The sequence below is a fragment of the Pseudoalteromonas umbrosa genome (assembly GCF_030125375.1).
Classification (GTDB): Bacteria; Pseudomonadota; Gammaproteobacteria; order Enterobacterales; family Alteromonadaceae; genus Pseudoalteromonas; species Pseudoalteromonas umbrosa.
The window spans coordinates 422078-441596 of sequence record NZ_JASJUU010000001.1 but is presented as its reverse complement, the minus strand read 5'-3'; the positions used below and the strand labels follow the sequence as shown (position 1 = coordinate 441596).

The window sequence follows — 19519 nt, the reverse complement described above, 5'->3', positions numbered from 1 at the left end:
CCATTCAGGTATCAGCTCAATTGGGCTGATACCTATTAGGAAGCAAACATGACATACACCAAAACCCAATACTTGTTTATTCTACTCACTTTTATCTTGCTGCTCGCAAATATTGCAGCCCAACTTGAGTTAACCGCCCTCTCTGAGCGGTTCGCAAACCTTGAGGCGCAGTTAGCATTTAAATCACAGAAGCAGAACCCATCCGAATCAAGTTTAGATGCAGAGCTGGCAGATATACAAAACCGTCTACTTACACTTGAGCAATCACAACACGCTTTTACTGACCAAAAAATCACTAAAATTCAAAAGCCAAAAACAAACCAAGCAACACTTTCAGATGAAGACAGAGTAGAAAAAGAGTTTTTAGCAGGCAGAACCCAGTGGCAAGAAAAGTACTTACCCACTTTACACACCGACTCAGACAAAAAAGCCACCATGATGGTCGAGCATTTAGCCAAAAGCAATCCATTGACACAAAGTCAGCAACAGCAAGTATTCTCAATTTTACGAGACAACTTTGTAGAGGCCGCCTATGTCATTGCTGATACGGACGCTTACCCCACATTTTCAGACTTTACCGCACAAATGCAGCGCCTTAACCAACTCAAAGCCGAGCAACTGGCACAAATATTAAGCGACGAGCAGCTTTCACAACTCAACCAAGTAGATTGGCATAGTCGGTTTAAACAGCATGCTCTACATTAATGGCATGAACGGACATAGTTCAGGATACTTTACAAACAAAGCGGTTAGTTAATCAGCAACTAACCGCGAGCGTCACACAAAAGCCATAAAAACTATTGCTAAGCCAATATATTAGGGCTACAATGCCCAAAAATAACAGCTTAACTTAGCATTAAAAGTAAACTGTTATGTACTGAATGAAAGATTTCAGGGGCTGATTAGGATTCGACAGGATTCATGAAGCCTGAGGTGCATGTCGAGGGGCGGTTGGCCTCGTAAAAAAGCCGCATTTAAAGTAATCGCAAACGACGATAACTACGCTCTAGCGGCATAATAAGCCCGCTAGCACTCCTCCAAGAAATGCTTGTGGTTCTGGATTTGGAGTGTCACCCTACATAAGATCGCTACGGAAACCCTGGCCGGGGTTGAAGGGCTAAATATAAGCGGCCTCGCCTTTACTTATCGTGTTCGTCCGAGACTTAAAGGTTAACCAATAGACGATACTAAACATGTAGGACCGAGGGTCGACGCTTTCTGGACGGGGGTTCAAATCCCCCCAGCTCCACCACATTAAGTGTTATAAAACAGCCAGTTAGAGAATTTCTTTAACTGGCTTTTTTGTGTCTGCTGAATAGTGTCCACATTCTGACCACATATTTTTAAAACCAAAAACAAAACCCATCCCCTCGCGGGGCGGTCACTCGCCGTGACAGGCAATTACTTTGTGCTCTTTCATACATTCTTCTCGCATCAATAAAAATAACGGAACCCCCTACGGGCTACCCCCGTGATTTATTCTTGACCCGCTCATCATTTCTGAAATGGTCGTTGTCACTCAATTAAGCGCGGGCTAAACCGCTCGCAAGCGAGCAACCCTAACTGAATTGATTAACACTGAAAGCACAAACTACTACCTACTAAAGCACGGAAGCAATAGCCGCACCTATAAGTTTGATCATCGTTGACCCAACCTTAGACTGGGTAAAAGAAGTTAGACCCACTGTATCGTTTTGCACTTACACTATTCTAGTTTCTCTCCCAACTCCGCAGACTTAGCGTTTCTAAAAGACCACAGGTCGATATTTGATTCTTGCTCAGCGTATAACTCAAATTCGCAGAGCTTTTTTGACACTCTTTTTAAGACCATATATTTTTGGTAATCTTTAAAAGCAATCCCACCAAAAAATATTAAAAAAAACATTATAACTATTCCAGCTACTGATTCACCAAGCTCACCAAATTGAAAGTAAACTGCACTTACAATACCTGAGACCATTAATATCACACCAAAAATACCAGAATAAATAATGTGAAGCTTTTCTAAGGTATTTATTGAAGCTCTAACTTTCGTATTTGATGGAAATAAATAGCGCTGAATCCCTCTCAACTCTCGATTGTCTGCTATACCCATTTCAAATATCTTCATGAGCATTTTTGACTTTTCTGGGTAAGCTCTAATCCCTGAGGTTAGTCTAAATATTTCATTACACTTTAAGCTTTCAAGGTAGGTTGAGGCTTCTGACTCGCTGGGTGCGTGTTCAGATAGGTATTTAACTCGATTGAAAAAACGTGTTAAATGGACATTCTCGTAGAAATCTATTAAAGAACTTACCGTTTTTACCACTACAGGTAACAATGCAAAAACAATAATTACTCCTGAGTATTCAGGAGCTTTATCCAGAATGCTTAACAAAGTCGAACTGTCCATGTTTCCCTCCAATAGTTAAGTCCCAAAAAGCACCACCGCTGGTATATAACACACCATTGTAGGCTAAAAAATTTTTATGTATCAAGCCACTTTAACTACTGGTTCAGTATAAAATATTTATTTATCTCGATTAATGAAATAGCCAACACAGTACAGTGACATTACTAACACCACAAGCCATTCAAATATACCCATAATATAATCCTTATTTCGTTTAATTAGGCAGGATATAAACGTTACTTTTTTCATCTAAGGCAAAAATTACACAGATAAAAATTGCAAGAACCATAATAAACCAATCAAATATATTCATAGTGATTTCCTTTTAGTTTATAGGTAAGACATCAACGACTCTCCGCTCTATGATGTACTGAGTAGCTGCTTGCATACTAAGTGACTGGGGTTCACCTCCATTTTTAAAAATCAAATAAGTTGAGAAGCTGAGTAAGTCATTTACTATATGTTTTTCCATCATTACCCCCCCTGCTCTGCTTTGTCAGAACCAAAGCCCAACCCTAAGTCAAAGCCACCTTCTATGTTGCTCCCACTTTCTTGAGGTAACGGAAGTTTGTTGTAATCAATTGGTTTGCAATAAGCTGTATATGTAAATTCACCATTTGAAATACGTACCTTGCAAGGGCTGTAATATTTAACTTTGAATCCCATCATTTTTAGGTCAAAAGCCGTTAAACTAACATCTCCAAAATCAGGCGTTTTTAGCTCTAGCGCCACGTCATATGTAACGGACCTATTATCTACAACCTCAACTGAACCTGTTACAAACGCATCTGACGCCCCATATGGCAACGTAATCGGACCTATAAAATCAGGGTTAGTACGAGAATTCGACCTATCGTCATAACTATGAGTATTAGTAGTATGCGTTTGAGCAGCTTCACTATGAACTTCCGCGCTTTGCGAGACTTCTTCCACACTTTCTGAACTAGCGAAGTAATAGATAAAATAAGCAATGCACCCAAAGAACGTAACGAACGGAAAAAAGAACTCAGGGCTAAATAACAGATTCTTTCCTCTGGCTGCTGTAACAGATTTGGTTGCTGTTGATTTGTAGAGCCTGTGCACTTCGATTGGGACTTTGATCCATCTCTTGCTTTCGTCTTTTTTTGGTACTTTGCCGTCGAGTTTTGGGTTGTGCTCATGAACGCGTGGCCTTCTGTTGTAGTAAGGAATAGCTTGGAGTCCGTCGAAGTATTTATGTGCATATGCAAACTGACAGACATTACGAATGTATTTATGAACGGAGGTTATATCAGGTGTGCAACACACAATATCCCAGTTGTACTTTCTATGCCGCATATATGCTTCTTTCAAAGTACGAGGGTAAATTATATGTCCGTGTTCATTAAAGAGATCGTTTCCTAAATCATCCACATCCCCCGGAGAGGAGTCCTCGGGAATGTAAGAATCAAGCGTATCCATATGATAGCGATACCAATTTGCATTGATGATTTCACGGTACTCAGAAACATGTTTGTAATTGCATGACTCTGGTTTGAATTGTGTGGTCTCTGTAGGATAAATATCTTGAACTTCATCCATTAAAATCAGTGCACCACATGGCATCCAGTGATACCAGTTACGCCACAACATTTGGCCTACTTCATTTTGTGAGGACAATCGCCAAAGTTGAGCCGTTGCTGGAAACTCTTCGTCAAGTTCCCGCTCTATCTCATCAAGCGGGAGTATGCCCTCAACATTGGTTACAACCAACCGCCCTTTTCTGAGCGCGGGTAACACTTCAAACCATACGGCAGATGCTGACTTAAAGGAACCAGGGGGGCCATGAAAGATAGACGCAGCCATAACTAAATAAACCTCATCACGTAGCGCGTTACATACGCATTGATAATTAGGTTAAACCCATCGAAAATTCGCATATCCATAAGCGCTGATTGCATATCAAGAGGTAAAGCTGACGCAGCCGAGGCAATCTTAGAGCCGATCTGAAAATTCTCTAATATTTGCTTTGCCACAAGCCAAGCAAATTGTATCGACTGTAATTCTAACTTCAATTTTAACAGCGTGATCCACTCTATGGCCCACGCATAAAAACGGATAACCATCTCGGGAAAATCGGTATCGAAGAAGGACCAAAAGTCAGTGATAAAATCGGATATTAAATCTAACCAACCGTCGAAACCACTATACTGCGTGGCGCTGGCAGTAGACATGTAAAGCATAAATATAATTAAGCCCGAACATACTAAAATGTATCGTTTCATTATCGTTCCCTCATTAATATAAATAATGCTGTGATTGATGCCGCCAACATTATTGGGGTTGATAGCATCTGGAAGAACTCAGAATAACGACGTAATGAAATGTCGATTCGCTCCCCCTTAATCTCGATGGTGCGCGCTTCATAGCCACCTGCCAGTGATGGGTCAATTGTGAACATGGATTCAAGTTCAGTAGAGATGGTATCTAACTCGTTTTTGTTGGTAACTAATTGCTCCTCAATCTGTGTTTGAACAGCTAGCACATCTTCAGGTGTAAACAACGTAGCCAACCCTCCTTGCTTGCCTGTTTGTTCTGTTGAAATATCAAGGCATTCAATACCAGTACATGGTGTGCAATCGGGACCTTCGCAGGGAGCACAATCAGGGCCTTCACAAGGTGCACAATCTGGACCCTCACAGGGGGTGTCACCAGTGCCACCATCACCCGTGACAGCAGAAGTCAAAGAATCAATAGATGAAATTGTTGATATTCGACTTTGCTCACTGCTGTTTAACATTAATCCGAGAATATCATTTGTTTCAGCAGCGGCCTCTGCTTGCACAGTTTGATTGTGAGTAGACGACATTAAAAGTTGGTTAGTGTTGCGCGCTACATCAGTAGCAACCATATCTTGCGCAACTAGATGTTTTAAAATCTCAGTCGAGTCATTTTGATGTTTGAACTGAGCAACATCAAATTTTGCGTTGTTCTCAATGAGGGATGTTAGATTGTCATTAACTTGGTTAAGCGCATCAATATCAAGGCCGGCATCTGAGTTATCTCCTTCAGTTGCTGTCGGTAACGATTGAGTACCATACAAACCATCGGGTAAAGGGTCTAGATTAAGGGGGTCTAAAACACTCGCTGTTATAGGCTTTTGAGTCGTCCCAGTTGCTGGACCACACGGGAACCATTCTTTTTTGGCATAAGCTGCTGAAATCATGTAACCCTTCATGTCTGCAGAGTAATCATACTGGCAAACCGAGTCATCAGCATTAGTAAAACATCGCGGAGATTTATCGATTGAATGAGAGAACTCATCAGTTGCAGGATTTGGCTCGGGGCAATCGGGATCTAAACCGTTTGTGCGATAACAAACCTTTGAACCATTCAAATCCTGCGGACCAGATTTATAGTTAGGGTTTGGACATGTGTACTCTATATCTGGGTTACGGATAATCATCACACCAGATGAATATGTAGCAGTCGTAACAGTTGAATAGGTTCCGCTGTGTGGATTATAAACTTGACGTGTCCAAGATTGCTCACATGTTATTGATTTTTCATTTGGTGAAATGCTTCTGCTGGAACAGTTTGGGCTACCCGATTTGGACCAATCAGCACCGGGATTATTTATCTGACGAGCAACAATCGTGTAACACGGCTCATCTCCCCCCATCGGAATTTGTTGATTCATACATAAATTGTAACCACCTTGAACAGGCATGGCCGATACGTATTCCAAAGTAAATGAGTAGGAAAAAGTAGAGAGAAAAAAGGCGCTAAAGAGCGCCGTGTAAATGAGTAAACGCATTTAACGCCTTCCTTGCTTAACTAACTCGAACTCCTGAGGAAAACCCTTCAACAAAAGCCCAAGTTAGAAACGTTGCAAAAACAACGGTTGTGACCATTAGTTAGACAAACGCTTTGCTAACAAGCCAAGACCAAACGAGACAGCACAAAGTGCGATAACACCAACCACCACCAAGGTGTAGTTTGCTTGGCCAGTCGAGACTGCCGTATTGATTTGGTCTTTTACTGGGTCACCAGCATTTGCCCAAGCACTGGCACTACCCATCAATGCCATCGCACCCGCTCCCGCTCTAACACCAAACTTCTTAAGACGAGAATCTTGCTTAGCTGTACCTTGGATAAATTCACCGTTTACTGATTTCATAATAATTTCCTTACTGTTTAGACTTTGCCCATGGTTCGAGCGATACGCCCAATCGCATGGCCTGTAAAAAATGCGACTAACATGCCGCCGTTGATTATCGAAAACACCTCTAAATCAAATGCAAATAACTGATTCAAGGTGTCTATGACTCCATTCAGCTGTAACGACTGCAATTCCGCTTGAGTTATCAGAACGTAGTCGCATCCAGCAGAATCATTGCTGATGTATAGCGCGCCGGATTGTGAAGTCGTGACGCACTGCATCGTTATGCTTTCTTAACTGGGTTGGTTGACGCGATGGAATTTAAACGGAAACCGTTCCATGCCATTTGGCGCGCCACGTTCGCACCCTCGTAATACTCAAGGTTGAGCAGCACTGGACGAAGCCCCCACCCATTTGGATCTGATTGCAGTTCCTCAAGCTGTTTGTATATGCCGTTCTCCACCTGCTCAGGGGTGACTTTCACTGTCCAAATACTGGCTGGGGCCTTGGTATGAAACTTAAATTCACCCGCCGTAGGCAGAGCACCGCCCTTGTCGTCCGTTTTTGTAACAAGCTTTAATTCTGTGATTGCACCTTCTATTCCGGCCATGGTTAGCCCTCCTTTTGATATTCTTCAATTAATCTGTACTGCGTTGTAAGTAAGTCTTTAATTCGTGTCTGGTAACTCATATTTGTTCCTCGGTTACAGTTAATGACACAAGTCCAAGCGCTAGCGGCGAGCCGCTACGCTCAGGCTTCGCTTGGCGCCTCTCCGCTAGCTATGCATGGAATGTCTGAACTGTGTACGACTGAACTCAATGCTTCGTAATCCATGAACAAACACATGTTTTGATAATCTTCGATTGCACATGATTCGAGGAACGCCATTTCTTCTTCACTGGGTTGTAAGTAGCGTTCGTCCTCTATCCAGCTATGAATAGATTCAGAAACACCCAACATAATCTTGCGCTGTGCTTCTATTTCTTTTTCAGTGAGCACTTGGCTTGTGCCTCTGCGGCTGATCACCACCACTGAATCCCAAGCAACACCTAAAATTCGATTCGCTGGGCGGTCTCCGTATTTAGTAGCAAACAACGGTGACTTGGCTTCACTGCGGCTGATTTCGCCAGTAATGCGGTCAACGATGTCAGGGATTTGATAGTGAATGCGTACCGTTTGGTCTTTACGCTTAACCTGCACGCCACCCATGGCAATACAAAACGCGGCCCAGTCAGACGCATCCGCCGCAGCGCGTACTTTTTCTAAAGCAAAACGTGAAATATTATCTAATGTTGTATTCATACTATTTGCGACCTCGCATTTACCGGACTCACCCTGTCCTAGTCTTCTCAACTCACGCCATGCTGTTACGCTAGGACCACCGATTTGTTGGAAACGTCTTAAGTTAAAAGTGGATGCCCATGTACTAGCACGTTCGGCGGCATCTGCGGGTAATACAGATAACTCACCTGATTGGGCACAAGTCACGGTGTCTATGTTTGAGCCAGTCACGGCTTTGGTGATGTATTTAGCGATGTAACCTGCTGCACTGCCCTTGTTAGGGTCAATACGGATAGGTTTAAAACGGGCTGTACTGGTTTTAAATTCGCTTGGGTTATCTTCAGTACACAAGCTTTTTAATATTTTACGTGCTTCAATGGTTTGGCCTTTTTCAAAGAACAGCAGCATGTGCCAATGTGGACAACCATCATGATGTGGCTCAACTACTCTAAAGCCATAAGGACGAATCTTTTTCTTAGCGAATAAAGCACGTGCGCGTTCCCATAATTTGGTGAAGTAATCTTGTGCTGCTTTAGGTGTTGAACCATCATATTTTTTATTGGGAATGCCCGTAGCATGCACTGAATGAAAACGGCTTGGCGCGGTCATGGTGTAAAACTCACCTACGTGACCAAGCAATTGTGCGCACTCTTCAAAGCCACGAATACGCACCATCAATTCACTTGCTAGCTGCTTACCACTGGTAGAGCTGCGGCCAGCTACGTCTTTTAATGACTCAAACTCACTAAATGGGTTTGCATCTTCTGGCACCACAAATAAGTCACTCATTAGCTGCTCTGATTTGGCCGCACGTTCACGCTTGCTTCTAACCGTAAATTCGCTGACATACGCAGAGGATTTTTTGTGAACGGTTCTCAAATCACGAGCTAACTGCTCAATGACTAGGGCTTGTTTTTGGCGTAACTTTCGACGCCACCAAAGTGGGCAGGCCATACGGTTAAGTGCACCATTTAATGCTTCATAAGCGGCTTCAATCTCTTGCTCAGTGAATGCATCTTTAAATACCTGATGCACGTCAAAATAAGTCGTATCAAATTCAGGTGGCTCAATTGCATACTGGCGAATACAGTCCGAACAGTATGTGTAATTGAAATAGGTATACCCTTCGGTTTTTAACTTAAGCTCAATCTTGCGCGCTTTTTTCTCTGCGATTTCGCATAGCTCGTCATCACTGACAGATAAACGAATATCACCGAGCATTAAGCATTTGTCAGCATCTAAAAGGCGCTTTCTTGCTTCATCGTAACCAAAGTACTTTTCTGTCTGTAAGTAGCCATTTGCCAACATGATGGACAAAGAGCTATGGGTTTGCAGGATGTTAGAGCGCTCGCTATCAAAGGTGCAATGGTGACCGTACTTTTCTAACCACTCGCTACGGTCTTTTATGCCGCTCAACTCAGATATAACTTTTGCGGTTCGAGGTGGTGTTACATCCTGAATCGCTTTTGCTGATGACTCAGCAGGAAAAATTTTCTCAAAAAGCGATAGCGAGCGCTCATGTAGAGGTTTGATTTCTGGTGCTGGTTTAATCGCTTTGATGCGACGTGTACGTTCTGGTTGAGCGAGCATTTTGAGAACTCCTATCCTTGAAGGTTAAATTCCATACCAGCTTGCTTTGCAGCATCAGCGTATAAAGCGACCATATTGATGTACTTTTTCACGCGAGCTGGATTCTCTACACCGTCAGTCGGCGGCATGTAAACTGGCAGTCGACCTCGCTGGATAGCATTGACCACATCTTTCACGCCTATTCCTTGCAATTCTGCATAGGCGTCATAAGTTAGAATTGGTGCAGGAATCGATAAAATTAATTGCTGAGCCATGTTATATTCCTTGATTGTCTGTCTGAAACTAACGAAAACGAGCTTAAGTAATAAATTTTATTACGTCAAACTAAAATTTACTTACTTTGGTAGCGAGGTATATTACTTTGGAGCCAAACGCGTCAGAAGTTTTTGAAAAACTTAAAGATTTATATGGGTGCTCTACCCTAAAAGAAATTTGCGAAACGTTCGGAAAGAACAAGGCATGGGCTGGTCAAATGATAAAAAACAACTCAGTTCCATACCCGCAATGTGTGCAAGCATGCGAAGATCACAATGTCTCTATGGATTGGTTGTTGTTTAATAAAGAAGGACAATCAGTAGATAAAGCTGAGCTGCTGAACTTGATTCAGGAGGGGATTTTTGAGTCAAAGGAGTTGGCTATTTTGGAAGATCTGACGTTGGAGCAGTTGAAAGCGACATCAGCTTTGGTTCTAAAACAAATTGAGAATATTATTATTGTAAAAAAAGGAAAAGATAAAAATTCAAAAAAGGCTGTTTGAGGCAGCCTTATATTATTCATAGATGGTAAAAGCTATCCAAAATTTATAGTTCTAACCCACAGAGTAATGAACTTATTTTAAAAATTAGTTACTCAAAGTCACATATTTGACTTTACTAAAATAATTCTCAATTGATTAATAAAATCATTCAACGTGTATCCCTCATTTGCACTGTAATTACCTTGAATAGAAGAATACTCAAGCCAATGATTTATGACGTCACCAAATTCAACTCTTCTTTCATCTGAAATTCGGTATTTATTATATCCCTCATCTTCAGGCAAAATACTACAGTATAAACCAACAACATCCATGAAAGACTCAAAAACAGTAACTACAGGGAAATAATGAATAGAATGATGCTTTATGCCGATAGAATGACATGCACTTAAAAGTTTTTCTTCAATTATAAATAGTAAAACCATCAACTTCACATCATATATATTCAAACTATTTATTATAACCCTTTCTTCTTCTTGATTTAACCCAATATCAAGCCTTTTCATTAAATCACATTTCAATTCCAGCTCTGAACCAACTTTTATTTCTTCATTATATTTTTCTATTAAAAAGGCTTCTTTTTCAACAAACTTAATAATTTCATAAATATAGTCAACTCTCACATCGTCAATCTTAAATATACAGTCACCTGCCTTCTTAGGTTTCGGAAAGAACCTTGTATAAATAATAGTAGCATCTTCTGGCCTTATACATTTAAATTTACCATTATGAACAACAGCTTCGAATTTATCCTTGAACAAGATTAATTCCTTATGGTAAAGATCAACAACATGCTCAAGCTCTTGCCTTTCAAGATTTCTCCTTTGAAAATCTAGGTTTTCTTGAAATTGTATAGCCCTATAATTGGCAGCAGCTAGTGTAGCAAAAGGAATTGAAGAACCAAAAATCCATATCGGTACTTCCATGTATTTTAAAAATATTGTTAGACTATACTGTGAAGGCCAATCTAATGACAAATTATCGTTATGAGCAATAGCAAGCATAAGAATCACAGCTATAACTACTGGCGCGCACAAAGAAAACCAAAATACTTTATAAGAAAAAACTCCAGAAGATTTATTATTATAACCCATAACCACCTACAAACTTTAAATCCTTAAATCATATAGTCCAGCGTAATTGATAGCTAAAAAATATAATTTAGACAAAACACTATGACATTAAGTTAACCCTGCATATCTCTACACATTCAAATTAAGTGACTTAGGCCATAAAAAATAACTACCAAATCGTTTACTATACTTTTGTTCTGCACCTACCTCAATTGCCTTGGTTGTTAATTTAAACCCATCACCAGATGACTCTAAATATTCAAGGCCATCCAACTTCTCTATAAGCTCAGATGTTTTGAGTTTGTGCTGCTTGGCCAGTTTGGATGTTGTTAGCTTTTGAGTATCGGCCTCTACGCTTTCTTCTGTTTGGGCTGCCACCTTTTCAATCGACATTTTAACTTCATCACTAATACGGATGATCCGTTGGCACTCTTCGTATGTATCTCGATAAACGGCCTCGTCCTCATCACGCTCTACGAGAATGCCCATCTCGTTATTGTTTATTTGGCTGAACTCGTAAAGGTTTAAGCTTGTAATAATTGCCGACTTTTCATTTAAATAGCACTTAGCATGTAGGTTTTGACAAAAGCTAGTACGAACGAATGATAGATTATTTAGCCAAGATATCTCTTCAGGCTGTAACTCACTCTTGCCATAGACAACCCGAATATCAATCTTCATCCTATCCTTATCTTCTAGTAGCTCTTTGATACGTGAATTCAGTTTTAGGTAAGGACTTATCAATATCAAGCGCTCACTTGCAGACTTGATAAGCTCTTCTAGGTGATAGTTAATAGCTGTTGTGTTTAAAAACTTACTCATAATTCCCTCTATTTGATTAGTTGAATATTAAACTCTGGTTGTTTAGAACCCGACGCATCCAAACGATGACAATACACTTCAAATCGGCCTTTCCACTCTTCCATTGCATCGACCCTTAGGCTAATTGGCATTTTCAATATACGTCTATAATCAGAAAGCAATATCATGGCCAATTCCTCTAATGGAATATCATCATCGCACCTTTCATTACACGCTTTGTAAAGTGCGAAAATAGATAGGAATAAGAAGACAATAACAATCAAGACTTCAAACTGCATAGGGCTCTCAATCGGTAACTATCAGGGTTAAGCAGTAGAGATGCCGCTATCAATAACGCTGTGACATTAATTCCTGCTGAGTATATTGGATAAAACCAGTGTGACGTGTAGTTCAACTCAAAGGCCAAATAGTGCATGGCCAAATAACTAAACATATTTACGATACTGAGCGCGTATGCAATTTTAACCGCACCAGAATGCCTAACTTTTAATCCTGAATGTAAAAAGTATATTGCTAGTACCGTTGCTGAGTCATACAAAGACCAATTTAGATAATATGCCTCTAATACAAAATAATTGACTCCGTCAAAATCTACACTACCAGTTGCGTTGCTTAAACCATGAGAGATCATAAAAACAGTCAATGCAATTTTAGAAGACTTTGACGCGCCAACTTTAAACGATATTAGCCAAGATAGAATAAATACAATAAAAATGTACCAGCCAACATCTAGCGATAGTTCCCAATCATTAAAATGGAATACTTCTACCATAATTGATTAAGGTTTTCGGGTTTTATTAATAGGATATTCTGGAACAGCTTGTGTTTTAGGGATGACAACTAACCCCCCATCACGACCAGCAGAAACCATATTAAAATATTTGTTTTCGAGCTTTTGGATTGATTTTTTATTAGACATCGCTATAACCTCCTTATGTATGCGATGCAAACATATTAATTTTTTGTAACTTTTTGTCAACAAGGTTGAGTTGTATGTCTATAAAAAAGGTAGAAAATGGATATTTTCTAGACATTAGACCGTGGGGCCGTGAAGGTAAGCGGGTTAGAAAAACGTTTAAAACGCGTTCAGAAGCACAGCGATATCAAAACCACATAGTTGCAGAGGCGCAACAAAAGCCTTGGATGCAAAAGCAAGATGATAAACGCCGCCTCTCTGAAGTTATAGACAAGTGGTATGACGTACACGGAAGAACCTACACACAACCAGAGCTCACCAAAAATAAGCTAGATGCAATTGCGGTTGCACTTAAAAACCCTGTCGCACAAAACCTAACAGCAAATGACTATAGCGAGTGGCGCGGTAAACGCCTTAAAAGCGGTATCTCACCTAAAACAGCAAACAATGAACTTACACTACTAAAAAGTGTGTTCAATAAACTCATTGAGCTAAACGACATTTCATATGAAAACCCTGTCGCCAAGGTCACCAAAATAAAGATACAAGAGACCGAACTAGCATTCCTGACTGACGAAGACATTGAAAAGCTATTTGAAGCTATAAAAGGTGCAAGACACCCTAACCTAGAGGTCGTCACTAAGATCTGTTTAAGCACCGGAGCAAGGATTTCAGAAGCATGCGGATTGCACGGTTCCCATGTGATTAAATCAGGCGATTCTTACCGTTTAACTTTCTTCAAGACCAAAGGCAAAAAGAACAGAACCATACCAATCAAAAAGTCTCTGTACGACGAAATACCCAAACACACAGGCCCATTATTCACTGACTGTAGAAAAGCGTTTGAACGTGCAATAGACCGAGCTGGTATCATCTTACCAAAAGGCCAATGCACACATGTAATGCGACACACCTTCGCAAGTCATTTTATGATGAATGGCGGGAATATTTTAGTACTGCAAAAAATACTAGGACATGCGAAGATTGAGCAAACGATGGTTTACGCGCACTTCGCACCGAGTCATTTAGAAGATGTGATTAGGTTTGGGCCAAAGCTCTAGAACATTTCAATATTGAGTGTATAAAAACTAGAATACTTTGCTTTGCTAATATCAAATCGGCAAAAAGCTTTCATCGCTGTCTTCACTTATTCGAGTCATAGCCGTTCCAATATATTCGTTATCTTGGTCTTCACATGACTTCGTAAGCAAAGTTCCGCAATGAACCATACTCTCATCACTGTCTTCAACAACATAGGTCTGCACAGTTCCTAACTTAGCACTGTCATTCACACTGTTCTCTGATGACCCAACCATTATGTTTGTACAGCCATTGATATAGGTTTCGTCTGAGCCCTCACTGTTTTCGGTCAGCGAAGTTACGCCACTAACAATAAATGAATCATCTGAGTCTTCACTCTGATTAGTTTGGAAAGTTGAACTATTCGAAAAATTTACTAAGTCAACCGTGTTCTTGCTGTAATTCATAATATAAGGCTTCATGGTCCCTCTCATAAAACTATCAATACTTCGCCTGTACAATGGCTTTTATTTTCTGATTCAATATAAACCAAAGAAATTTCATTTGAATCGATTATAGAATACATCTTTTCAATAGACGACTTTTTGTTAGCTTTTGAACAAAGAATAACTTTAATTTCGCCTTTGTGTTCTGATACCTTTGATATCATTTTAGTGTATTCTTTAATATCTAACTGGCCCAAATCGTTATAAACTACAAAGGCTATTTCACTTGAGCTTACCTTTTCTTTCCCTCCAGAATAAGTTTTCAACACAACTAAAACATATGAGAAAAATATAACTAATAAAGAGATAGATAAAATTCTAAGGTATTTTTCTGCATTTCGAATCATTGCTACCTTAAATTCTGAAGTTTTCCTGTAGCTAACGAGGTCATAAAGGTACAACTGAGCCAACGATTTTTCTGGTAATTTTTCAAAGGGCTGATCATTTGCAGAAGACAGATACCTCTGCCTAATGCTAATTGCAGAGCTAATTGTTTTATATAAGTAAAAACAATTTAAATAATAAAAAGCGTATAATAAAATTGAGAACAAAACCCCAAAACCAGATATGATAATATTAAAAAGTGGGGCAGGAATAGCAGCAAGAAACAGCAAGAATGAACGATAACTAGTCAACTTCTGCATGGAAATTGATATTCTAGCATTTTCCTGAGAAAGCTTTTCTTTATAGAAATCAGACAGGTACTTGTATCCTGTATCATTACCATCTTTTATACCAAGACCAGCAATTGTGCTGTCTCGCAACTTTTTAATCTCATCATCTCCAACCTCGACAAACTGGTCATTATAAAACCATCTAAGTTTACGTGACCTTGAACAATACGTTGCAAAGTATAAAATACGAGAACCACAAACAAAACAAAACAATGAAAATCTAAATCGATTACCTTCCTTTCTTAACTTTGATAATTCTATTGTGCCAAAGTTGCCATCATCAGCTACATTTAAAATTGGAGAATGATTTAACAAAAAACAAAGTAAATTAATTATAAAACGCAAACCCCCTCCTAGTAACATTTATAAACATCAAGCTTTGAAACTATAGATTTTGATATATTTAAACCCAACTCAAATTCTAACCATGCCCACTGACCATTAACATTAACTTCTAAAAAAAACCATTCCTCATTTTTAATAATAAAGTCAAAGCATCCAAATTCGATTCCCATAACACTCATCATCTCATAACATCTTTCTAAAACCGCCTTGGGCACATCTATTAATGAATATGATATTTTGTTGTCACTGACCCTCCAATCAATCTTATCTTCCGACTCAATCTTAACTGAAAAGAAACTATCCCCAACAATTGTAAGTCTGCATTCATAGTCTTTTTCGACATAAGCCTGAAAATAAGAAGGGCAATACTTTAATAAATCCACTGAGTATTTTTCATCCACCATATTTGTTTGCACAAATTCAAAATGCTCGTTTCTTTTTATTCTTCCTACAGCTATTGGTTTAACAATTCTATTTTGTTTAGACATGAAATCACTACCACTATCATTTGTAATTTCATGTCTAGCCATTTTAAAACCAACTTTTTTAGCAATTGATGACTGGACTACTTTGTTTGATGCATACCTAAACACTCTAGGCCTTGTAAGGCAATAGCCCTCGAAAGCATCTACGATACCATCGACCAATGCAAAAACTTCCTTGAAAACGAAATACAAGTATTCTTCAGAAATTTTACCTTTTAAATCTTCTAGAGAAGGCTTCCTATAGTATATTGATGCACAGGTGCTATTAGTAATAGAATTGCATTTATTACTTATTATAAACCCACCATCAGAAGCACAAATTTTATAATCTGAGAATTTATCGACATTAAACCTAAAGAAATTCACTTCAGGAAATTTCCCTTGCAAATAATCCACTGTTTTATCATAAGAACTAGTAACAATAAGAATTGAATATTTCAAAAACTCACCTATTATAAATCTTTTTTCTTTTCATTGTGATTATCATGAACTTTCCTTTCTATTTTTGGCTCTGACTTTTTCCATTTATTCTCAAGCAACGCATTATCTTCATCAAAATAACTTTCGGTGGGGGTTATGCTATTATCTGAATTAGTGTAATTAGATTTTGCCTTATCAATCAGCTTATTAAAAAGAGTGAAGATCTCCGCCTTACTTTTCTTCTTCTTACCTGAGGAAAACGCACTTAAAAATAGTTTGCCAAACATCTTGTAAAATGGGTCTTTGAAACTATACTTTTCTGAAACTTCAACATAGAACAGAACCGAGCCATATTCTGTACTTGATAGTAACTTCAAAGATTCTTTTAGCTCTTCTATTGACAATTCGACACTATCTGTATGTTCATTTATATGCTCAAGTATTTCTACTACTTCTACTCCCTCAATATCACCACTTGCCAAGCAAGCAAGAATTTCATATGAGTTATCTACTTTTACAGCCTTTTGAAATGCTGACTTTAAAGTATCAGAAACCTGCTCAATATATTCGGTAGCTGCATAGTTAAAATGTGGAAAATCTAGCTCTATATCAGAACAAAAAGCATCTGTTCCTTCTATATCAGCAAATTCACACATTAAGAGACATAACTGGTGACAAATTGACGCCACACCATGGCTGTGTTCAACTACGTCATTTACAACATGAGTGATTACAGATATGTTTAGCAGCTCAGCTCCATTATTGATAATCCGACTGATTTCCTCATCACTCATCAATGGAACATGTATTTCTGATACCCTAGTCTGCATTTCACAATCTAACTCAACAACTTCTCTCGCAGTGTTCTTCGCTCCAATTGCGACTATTTTTAATTTGGGAAATTCATCCGACAGATCCATGAATACTTTCATTAACTGGGACAACTTTTCCTTCACGCTAGTTTGAAGTTTATGAAAATCTTCAATAACCCACAGGGCATCATTTTCACCAATGGCCTTCGCAAGAGACAACTCAATAGAGTCATATGCTGATACAAAACTTTTTTCTAACGTTGAACCAACAGTACTCTTGGAGTTAAAACTAAAAACTTTTGGGATGCCTAAACCACCACCCCCCTCTTGGTCATTTTTATCAATCTCTTTAGTTGATAATTCTTTATCTAAATTAACATACACATTTGATAATAAATCATCGAATGACATATTACTTGTACAGTTAGTTTTTAAAAATGAGAGTTCTAGTTCTTTTAACTTATTAAGAAGCAATGTTGTTTTACCAGAACCTGAGTGCCCGTACAGCACTAATTGCATACCAGGTGTTTTTAATGCTCTCCCTACACGTTTATCCAGAACTTTTCTTTTTACAAAATTAGCACGGGCTGGCTTGGTAGGAGTAAAGACTTCATTAATTTCATACATTTCCATATTTTTCACTTAAACTTGTCGTAAGGTTGAGTCAATTAACTTGAACGAACCAAGGAATCTTAAGCACATCATTGCTCATGCTATACACCACAACATTGACCACATTGTGCCCACACTTAATAGTTTACACAAGGTTTACGTAGGCTGTATGAGTTTTTAACTTGTTGAATTTGATATAAATCATTGATTTTAATGGATACTAATTAAAATCGACGCTTTCTGGACGGGGGTTCAAATCCCCCCAGCTCCACCACATTAAGTGTTATAAAACAGCCAGTTAGAGAACTCCTTTAACTGGCTTTTTTGTTTTTTCTTTGTGAATCACACCCAAGCTAACAGGTGTAGTTTGATTAAGCGCAGTGATACCCTACAAAACCAGACCAAGTTAGTCAGCCAACTTCATAAAAGCTTGTAACCATTCCAGCTTAGCACGCCCCCGCTAATCCATTAAAAATATAATAAAAAGAGTAACCAAAGACATTAACGATAATTATCGTTATTCTGTACCAGAAGTATTTTTATATGGATTTAAATAATGAAAAAAGCCCTACTTTTCTCTGTGGCGATGGGACTATCGTCTTCGTTTTATGCGGTTTCATCACCAAGCTCTCATTCGTTATTATCAGAACAAGCGTTTACACAAGCCTACTTGAAAGAGGCAAAAAAACACTTTAAAGATGCAAAACTCGAAGTAACCGATGACTTATTACTTGAGATCACTTATGACAAAGGCATCACCCTTTCTACAGATTTAACAAATGCGTATTTGAGGTACTCTCAGGAGAGAGGTTTACTTGCAGATATATTTGCAGATCATATCAATTCGAGTAAAAGTGTTAACTTATTAACTGGTGAGTCTAAATTACAAATTAGCCAATTAAAGCCTGTCATAAAGCCGACCTCTTATATTGAAGGGCTCACCGCTAAAATTAATCAATCCGGTGATAAAAATGTTCCTTTTCCTTTTTACTATGAGCCCATTAATGATGAGCTCGTACTAATGTTAGCCATAGATACCCCCACAAGTATTCAGTATGTTGGTAAGGAAAAGTTAGATGAATTCAACTTATCTCCTGAACAATTAAAGCAGATTGCTCAAGCTAATTTAGATTCATACTTAGAAAAGATAGGTGCAAGATTTCAAAAGATTGATCAAAAAGATGAAAGCAGCAATTTATATATGTTTGTTGCAGATGAAATCTACGAAGCAAGCGCAGTGTTTACCAATTACTTTAAACAACAGGTTAAAGCAACCTTTAAGGGCCCTATTGGAATTGTATTACCCAATAGAAGCAGTGTTCTAGTTGTACCCATGAATGACGAGGCTGGTCTTTATCAAATTGCTATGCTCGCTTACTCTGAATATCCAAACCTATCATACAACGTGTCACCATTTGCGTATGAATATCATGATGGTGAGCTGAAACGCATCCAGTTTTAAACTTATAAATGGCGTGGTATGCAATTGCATGTGTAGCGCCATAAACTACTTCACATTTTCACTATTCCAATATATCTATCAGGTTTTTTATAAGTATAAAAGTTGAAAAAGATAAGCGTAAAGTGGCCTAAATATCTAGCCCACTTATGTTATTCTAACTTTCATCAATCAAGATGATTAGCACTCAAAAAAACTATTCGTCTTTCTTTTTCTTGATTATGACGCCACCTAG

At 38.8% G+C, this 19519-nt stretch carries 22 protein-coding genes and 1 other RNA gene; 5 read left to right on the top strand and 18 right to left on the bottom strand.

Features of this window, described 5'->3' with window-relative positions; translation table 11 throughout:
* Positions 1–48 precede the first annotated feature (48 nt).
* Together QNM16_RS01930 and ssrA are read left to right on the top strand one after the other, a co-directional pair.
* Complete coding sequence (locus tag QNM16_RS01930) at positions 49–705, top strand: hypothetical protein (RefSeq protein ID WP_284018911.1); 657 nt, start codon at positions 49–51, stop codon at positions 703–705.
* Between the two features lie 189 nt (positions 706–894).
* Positions 895–1252, top strand: a transfer-messenger RNA (tmRNA) gene (ssrA, locus tag QNM16_RS01925).
* A 453-nt stretch (positions 1253–1705) separates the two neighbouring features.
* Here ssrA and QNM16_RS01920 read toward each other — a convergent pair.
* The 9 genes from QNM16_RS01920 to QNM16_RS01880 form a co-directional block, all read right to left on the bottom strand.
* The gene (locus QNM16_RS01920) at positions 1706–2392 is read right to left on the bottom strand and encodes a hypothetical protein (protein ID WP_284018910.1); all 687 of its coding nucleotides are present in this window, start codon (positions 2390–2392) and stop codon (positions 1706–1708) included.
* 474 nt (positions 2393–2866) lie between these two features.
* Entirely contained in the window at positions 2867–4216 is a 1350-nt protein-coding gene (locus QNM16_RS01915) for a zonular occludens toxin domain-containing protein (RefSeq protein ID WP_284018909.1), read from the bottom strand.
* A 2-nt stretch (positions 4217–4218) separates the two neighbouring features.
* Complete coding sequence (locus tag QNM16_RS01910) at positions 4219–4635, bottom strand: DUF2523 family protein (protein ID WP_284018908.1); 417 nt, start codon at positions 4633–4635, stop codon at positions 4219–4221.
* Entirely contained in the window at positions 4635–6167 is a 1533-nt protein-coding gene (locus tag QNM16_RS01905) for a hypothetical protein (protein WP_284018907.1), read from the bottom strand. Before QNM16_RS01905 ends, QNM16_RS01910 begins: the two co-directional genes overlap by 1 nt.
* A gap of 96 nt (positions 6168–6263) precedes the next feature.
* The gene (locus tag QNM16_RS01900; RefSeq protein ID WP_284018906.1) at positions 6264–6530 is read right to left on the bottom strand and encodes a hypothetical protein; all 267 of its coding nucleotides are present in this window, start codon (positions 6528–6530) and stop codon (positions 6264–6266) included.
* Positions 6531–6547: 17 nt separating this feature from the next.
* Positions 6548–6793 (bottom strand): hypothetical protein, encoded by a 246-nt coding sequence (locus QNM16_RS01895; protein ID WP_284018905.1) that lies wholly within the window; start codon positions 6791–6793, stop codon positions 6548–6550.
* A gap of 2 nt (positions 6794–6795) precedes the next feature.
* Positions 6796–7122 carry a hypothetical protein gene (locus QNM16_RS01890; protein ID WP_284018904.1) on the bottom strand — a complete coding sequence of 109 codons (327 nt, stop codon included), beginning with the start codon at positions 7120–7122 and terminating at the stop codon, positions 6796–6798.
* A 140-nt stretch (positions 7123–7262) separates the two neighbouring features.
* The gene (locus tag QNM16_RS01885; RefSeq protein ID WP_284018903.1) at positions 7263–9383 is read right to left on the bottom strand and encodes a replication endonuclease; all 2121 of its coding nucleotides are present in this window, start codon (positions 9381–9383) and stop codon (positions 7263–7265) included.
* A gap of 11 nt (positions 9384–9394) precedes the next feature.
* Positions 9395–9637 carry a hypothetical protein gene (locus QNM16_RS01880; protein WP_063355661.1) on the bottom strand — a complete coding sequence of 81 codons (243 nt, stop codon included), beginning with the start codon at positions 9635–9637 and terminating at the stop codon, positions 9395–9397.
* A 107-nt stretch (positions 9638–9744) separates the two neighbouring features.
* Between QNM16_RS01880 and QNM16_RS01875 the strand changes: the two genes are divergently transcribed.
* Positions 9745–10140, top strand: coding sequence for a helix-turn-helix domain-containing protein (locus QNM16_RS01875; protein WP_284018902.1), 396 nt, complete (start codon positions 9745–9747; stop codon positions 10138–10140).
* Between the two features lie 98 nt (positions 10141–10238).
* Here the strand turns inward: QNM16_RS01875 and QNM16_RS01870 are convergent, their stop codons facing one another.
* The 5 genes from QNM16_RS01870 to QNM16_RS01850 all read right to left on the bottom strand — a co-directional run bounded on the left by QNM16_RS01870 (position 10239) and on the right by QNM16_RS01850 (position 12954).
* The gene (locus QNM16_RS01870; protein WP_284018901.1) at positions 10239–11234 is read right to left on the bottom strand and encodes a hypothetical protein; all 996 of its coding nucleotides are present in this window, start codon (positions 11232–11234) and stop codon (positions 10239–10241) included.
* Positions 11235–11342: 108 nt separating this feature from the next.
* Positions 11343–12035, bottom strand: coding sequence for a phospholipase D family protein (locus tag QNM16_RS01865; RefSeq protein ID WP_284018900.1), 693 nt, complete (start codon positions 12033–12035; stop codon positions 11343–11345).
* Between the two features lie 8 nt (positions 12036–12043).
* Complete coding sequence (locus QNM16_RS01860) at positions 12044–12313, bottom strand: hypothetical protein (RefSeq protein ID WP_284018899.1); 270 nt, start codon at positions 12311–12313, stop codon at positions 12044–12046.
* A complete protein-coding gene (locus tag QNM16_RS01855; RefSeq protein WP_284018898.1) occupies positions 12295–12807 on the bottom strand; it encodes a hypothetical protein in 513 nt (170 codons plus the stop codon). Before QNM16_RS01855 ends, QNM16_RS01860 begins: the two co-directional genes overlap by 19 nt.
* 6 nt (positions 12808–12813) lie before the next feature.
* Entirely contained in the window at positions 12814–12954 is a 141-nt protein-coding gene (locus QNM16_RS01850) for a hypothetical protein (RefSeq protein ID WP_155732822.1), read from the bottom strand.
* A gap of 74 nt (positions 12955–13028) precedes the next feature.
* Between QNM16_RS01850 and QNM16_RS01845 the strand changes: the two genes are divergently transcribed.
* Entirely contained in the window at positions 13029–14012 is a 984-nt protein-coding gene (locus QNM16_RS01845) for a phage integrase (protein ID WP_284018897.1), read from the top strand.
* Positions 14013–14063: 51 nt separating this feature from the next.
* On the opposite strand, the gene QNM16_RS01840 is transcribed toward QNM16_RS01845, so the two are convergent.
* Genes QNM16_RS01840 through QNM16_RS01825 form a run of 4 tightly spaced genes read right to left on the bottom strand, consistent with a single transcriptional unit; the run spans position 14064 to position 17846 of the window.
* A complete protein-coding gene (locus QNM16_RS01840) occupies positions 14064–14453 on the bottom strand; it encodes a hypothetical protein (RefSeq protein WP_284018896.1) in 390 nt (129 codons plus the stop codon).
* Between the two features lie 8 nt (positions 14454–14461).
* On the bottom strand, positions 14462–15496 hold the full coding sequence (locus QNM16_RS01835; RefSeq protein WP_284018895.1) for a hypothetical protein: 1035 nt from the start codon (positions 15494–15496) through the stop codon (positions 14462–14464).
* 8 nt (positions 15497–15504) lie between these two features.
* Positions 15505–16422 carry an MvdC/MvdD family ATP grasp protein gene (locus QNM16_RS01830; RefSeq protein WP_284018894.1) on the bottom strand — a complete coding sequence of 306 codons (918 nt, stop codon included), beginning with the start codon at positions 16420–16422 and terminating at the stop codon, positions 15505–15507.
* Between the two features lie 11 nt (positions 16423–16433).
* Positions 16434–17846, bottom strand: a complete 1413-nt coding sequence (locus QNM16_RS01825) for an AAA family ATPase (protein ID WP_284018893.1) — start codon at positions 17844–17846, stop codon at positions 16434–16436.
* Between the two features lie 535 nt (positions 17847–18381).
* Between QNM16_RS01825 and QNM16_RS01820 the strand changes: the two genes are divergently transcribed.
* Entirely contained in the window at positions 18382–19287 is a 906-nt protein-coding gene (locus QNM16_RS01820) for a DUF1444 family protein (RefSeq protein WP_284018892.1), read from the top strand.
* Positions 19288–19519: the final 232 nt, after the last annotated feature.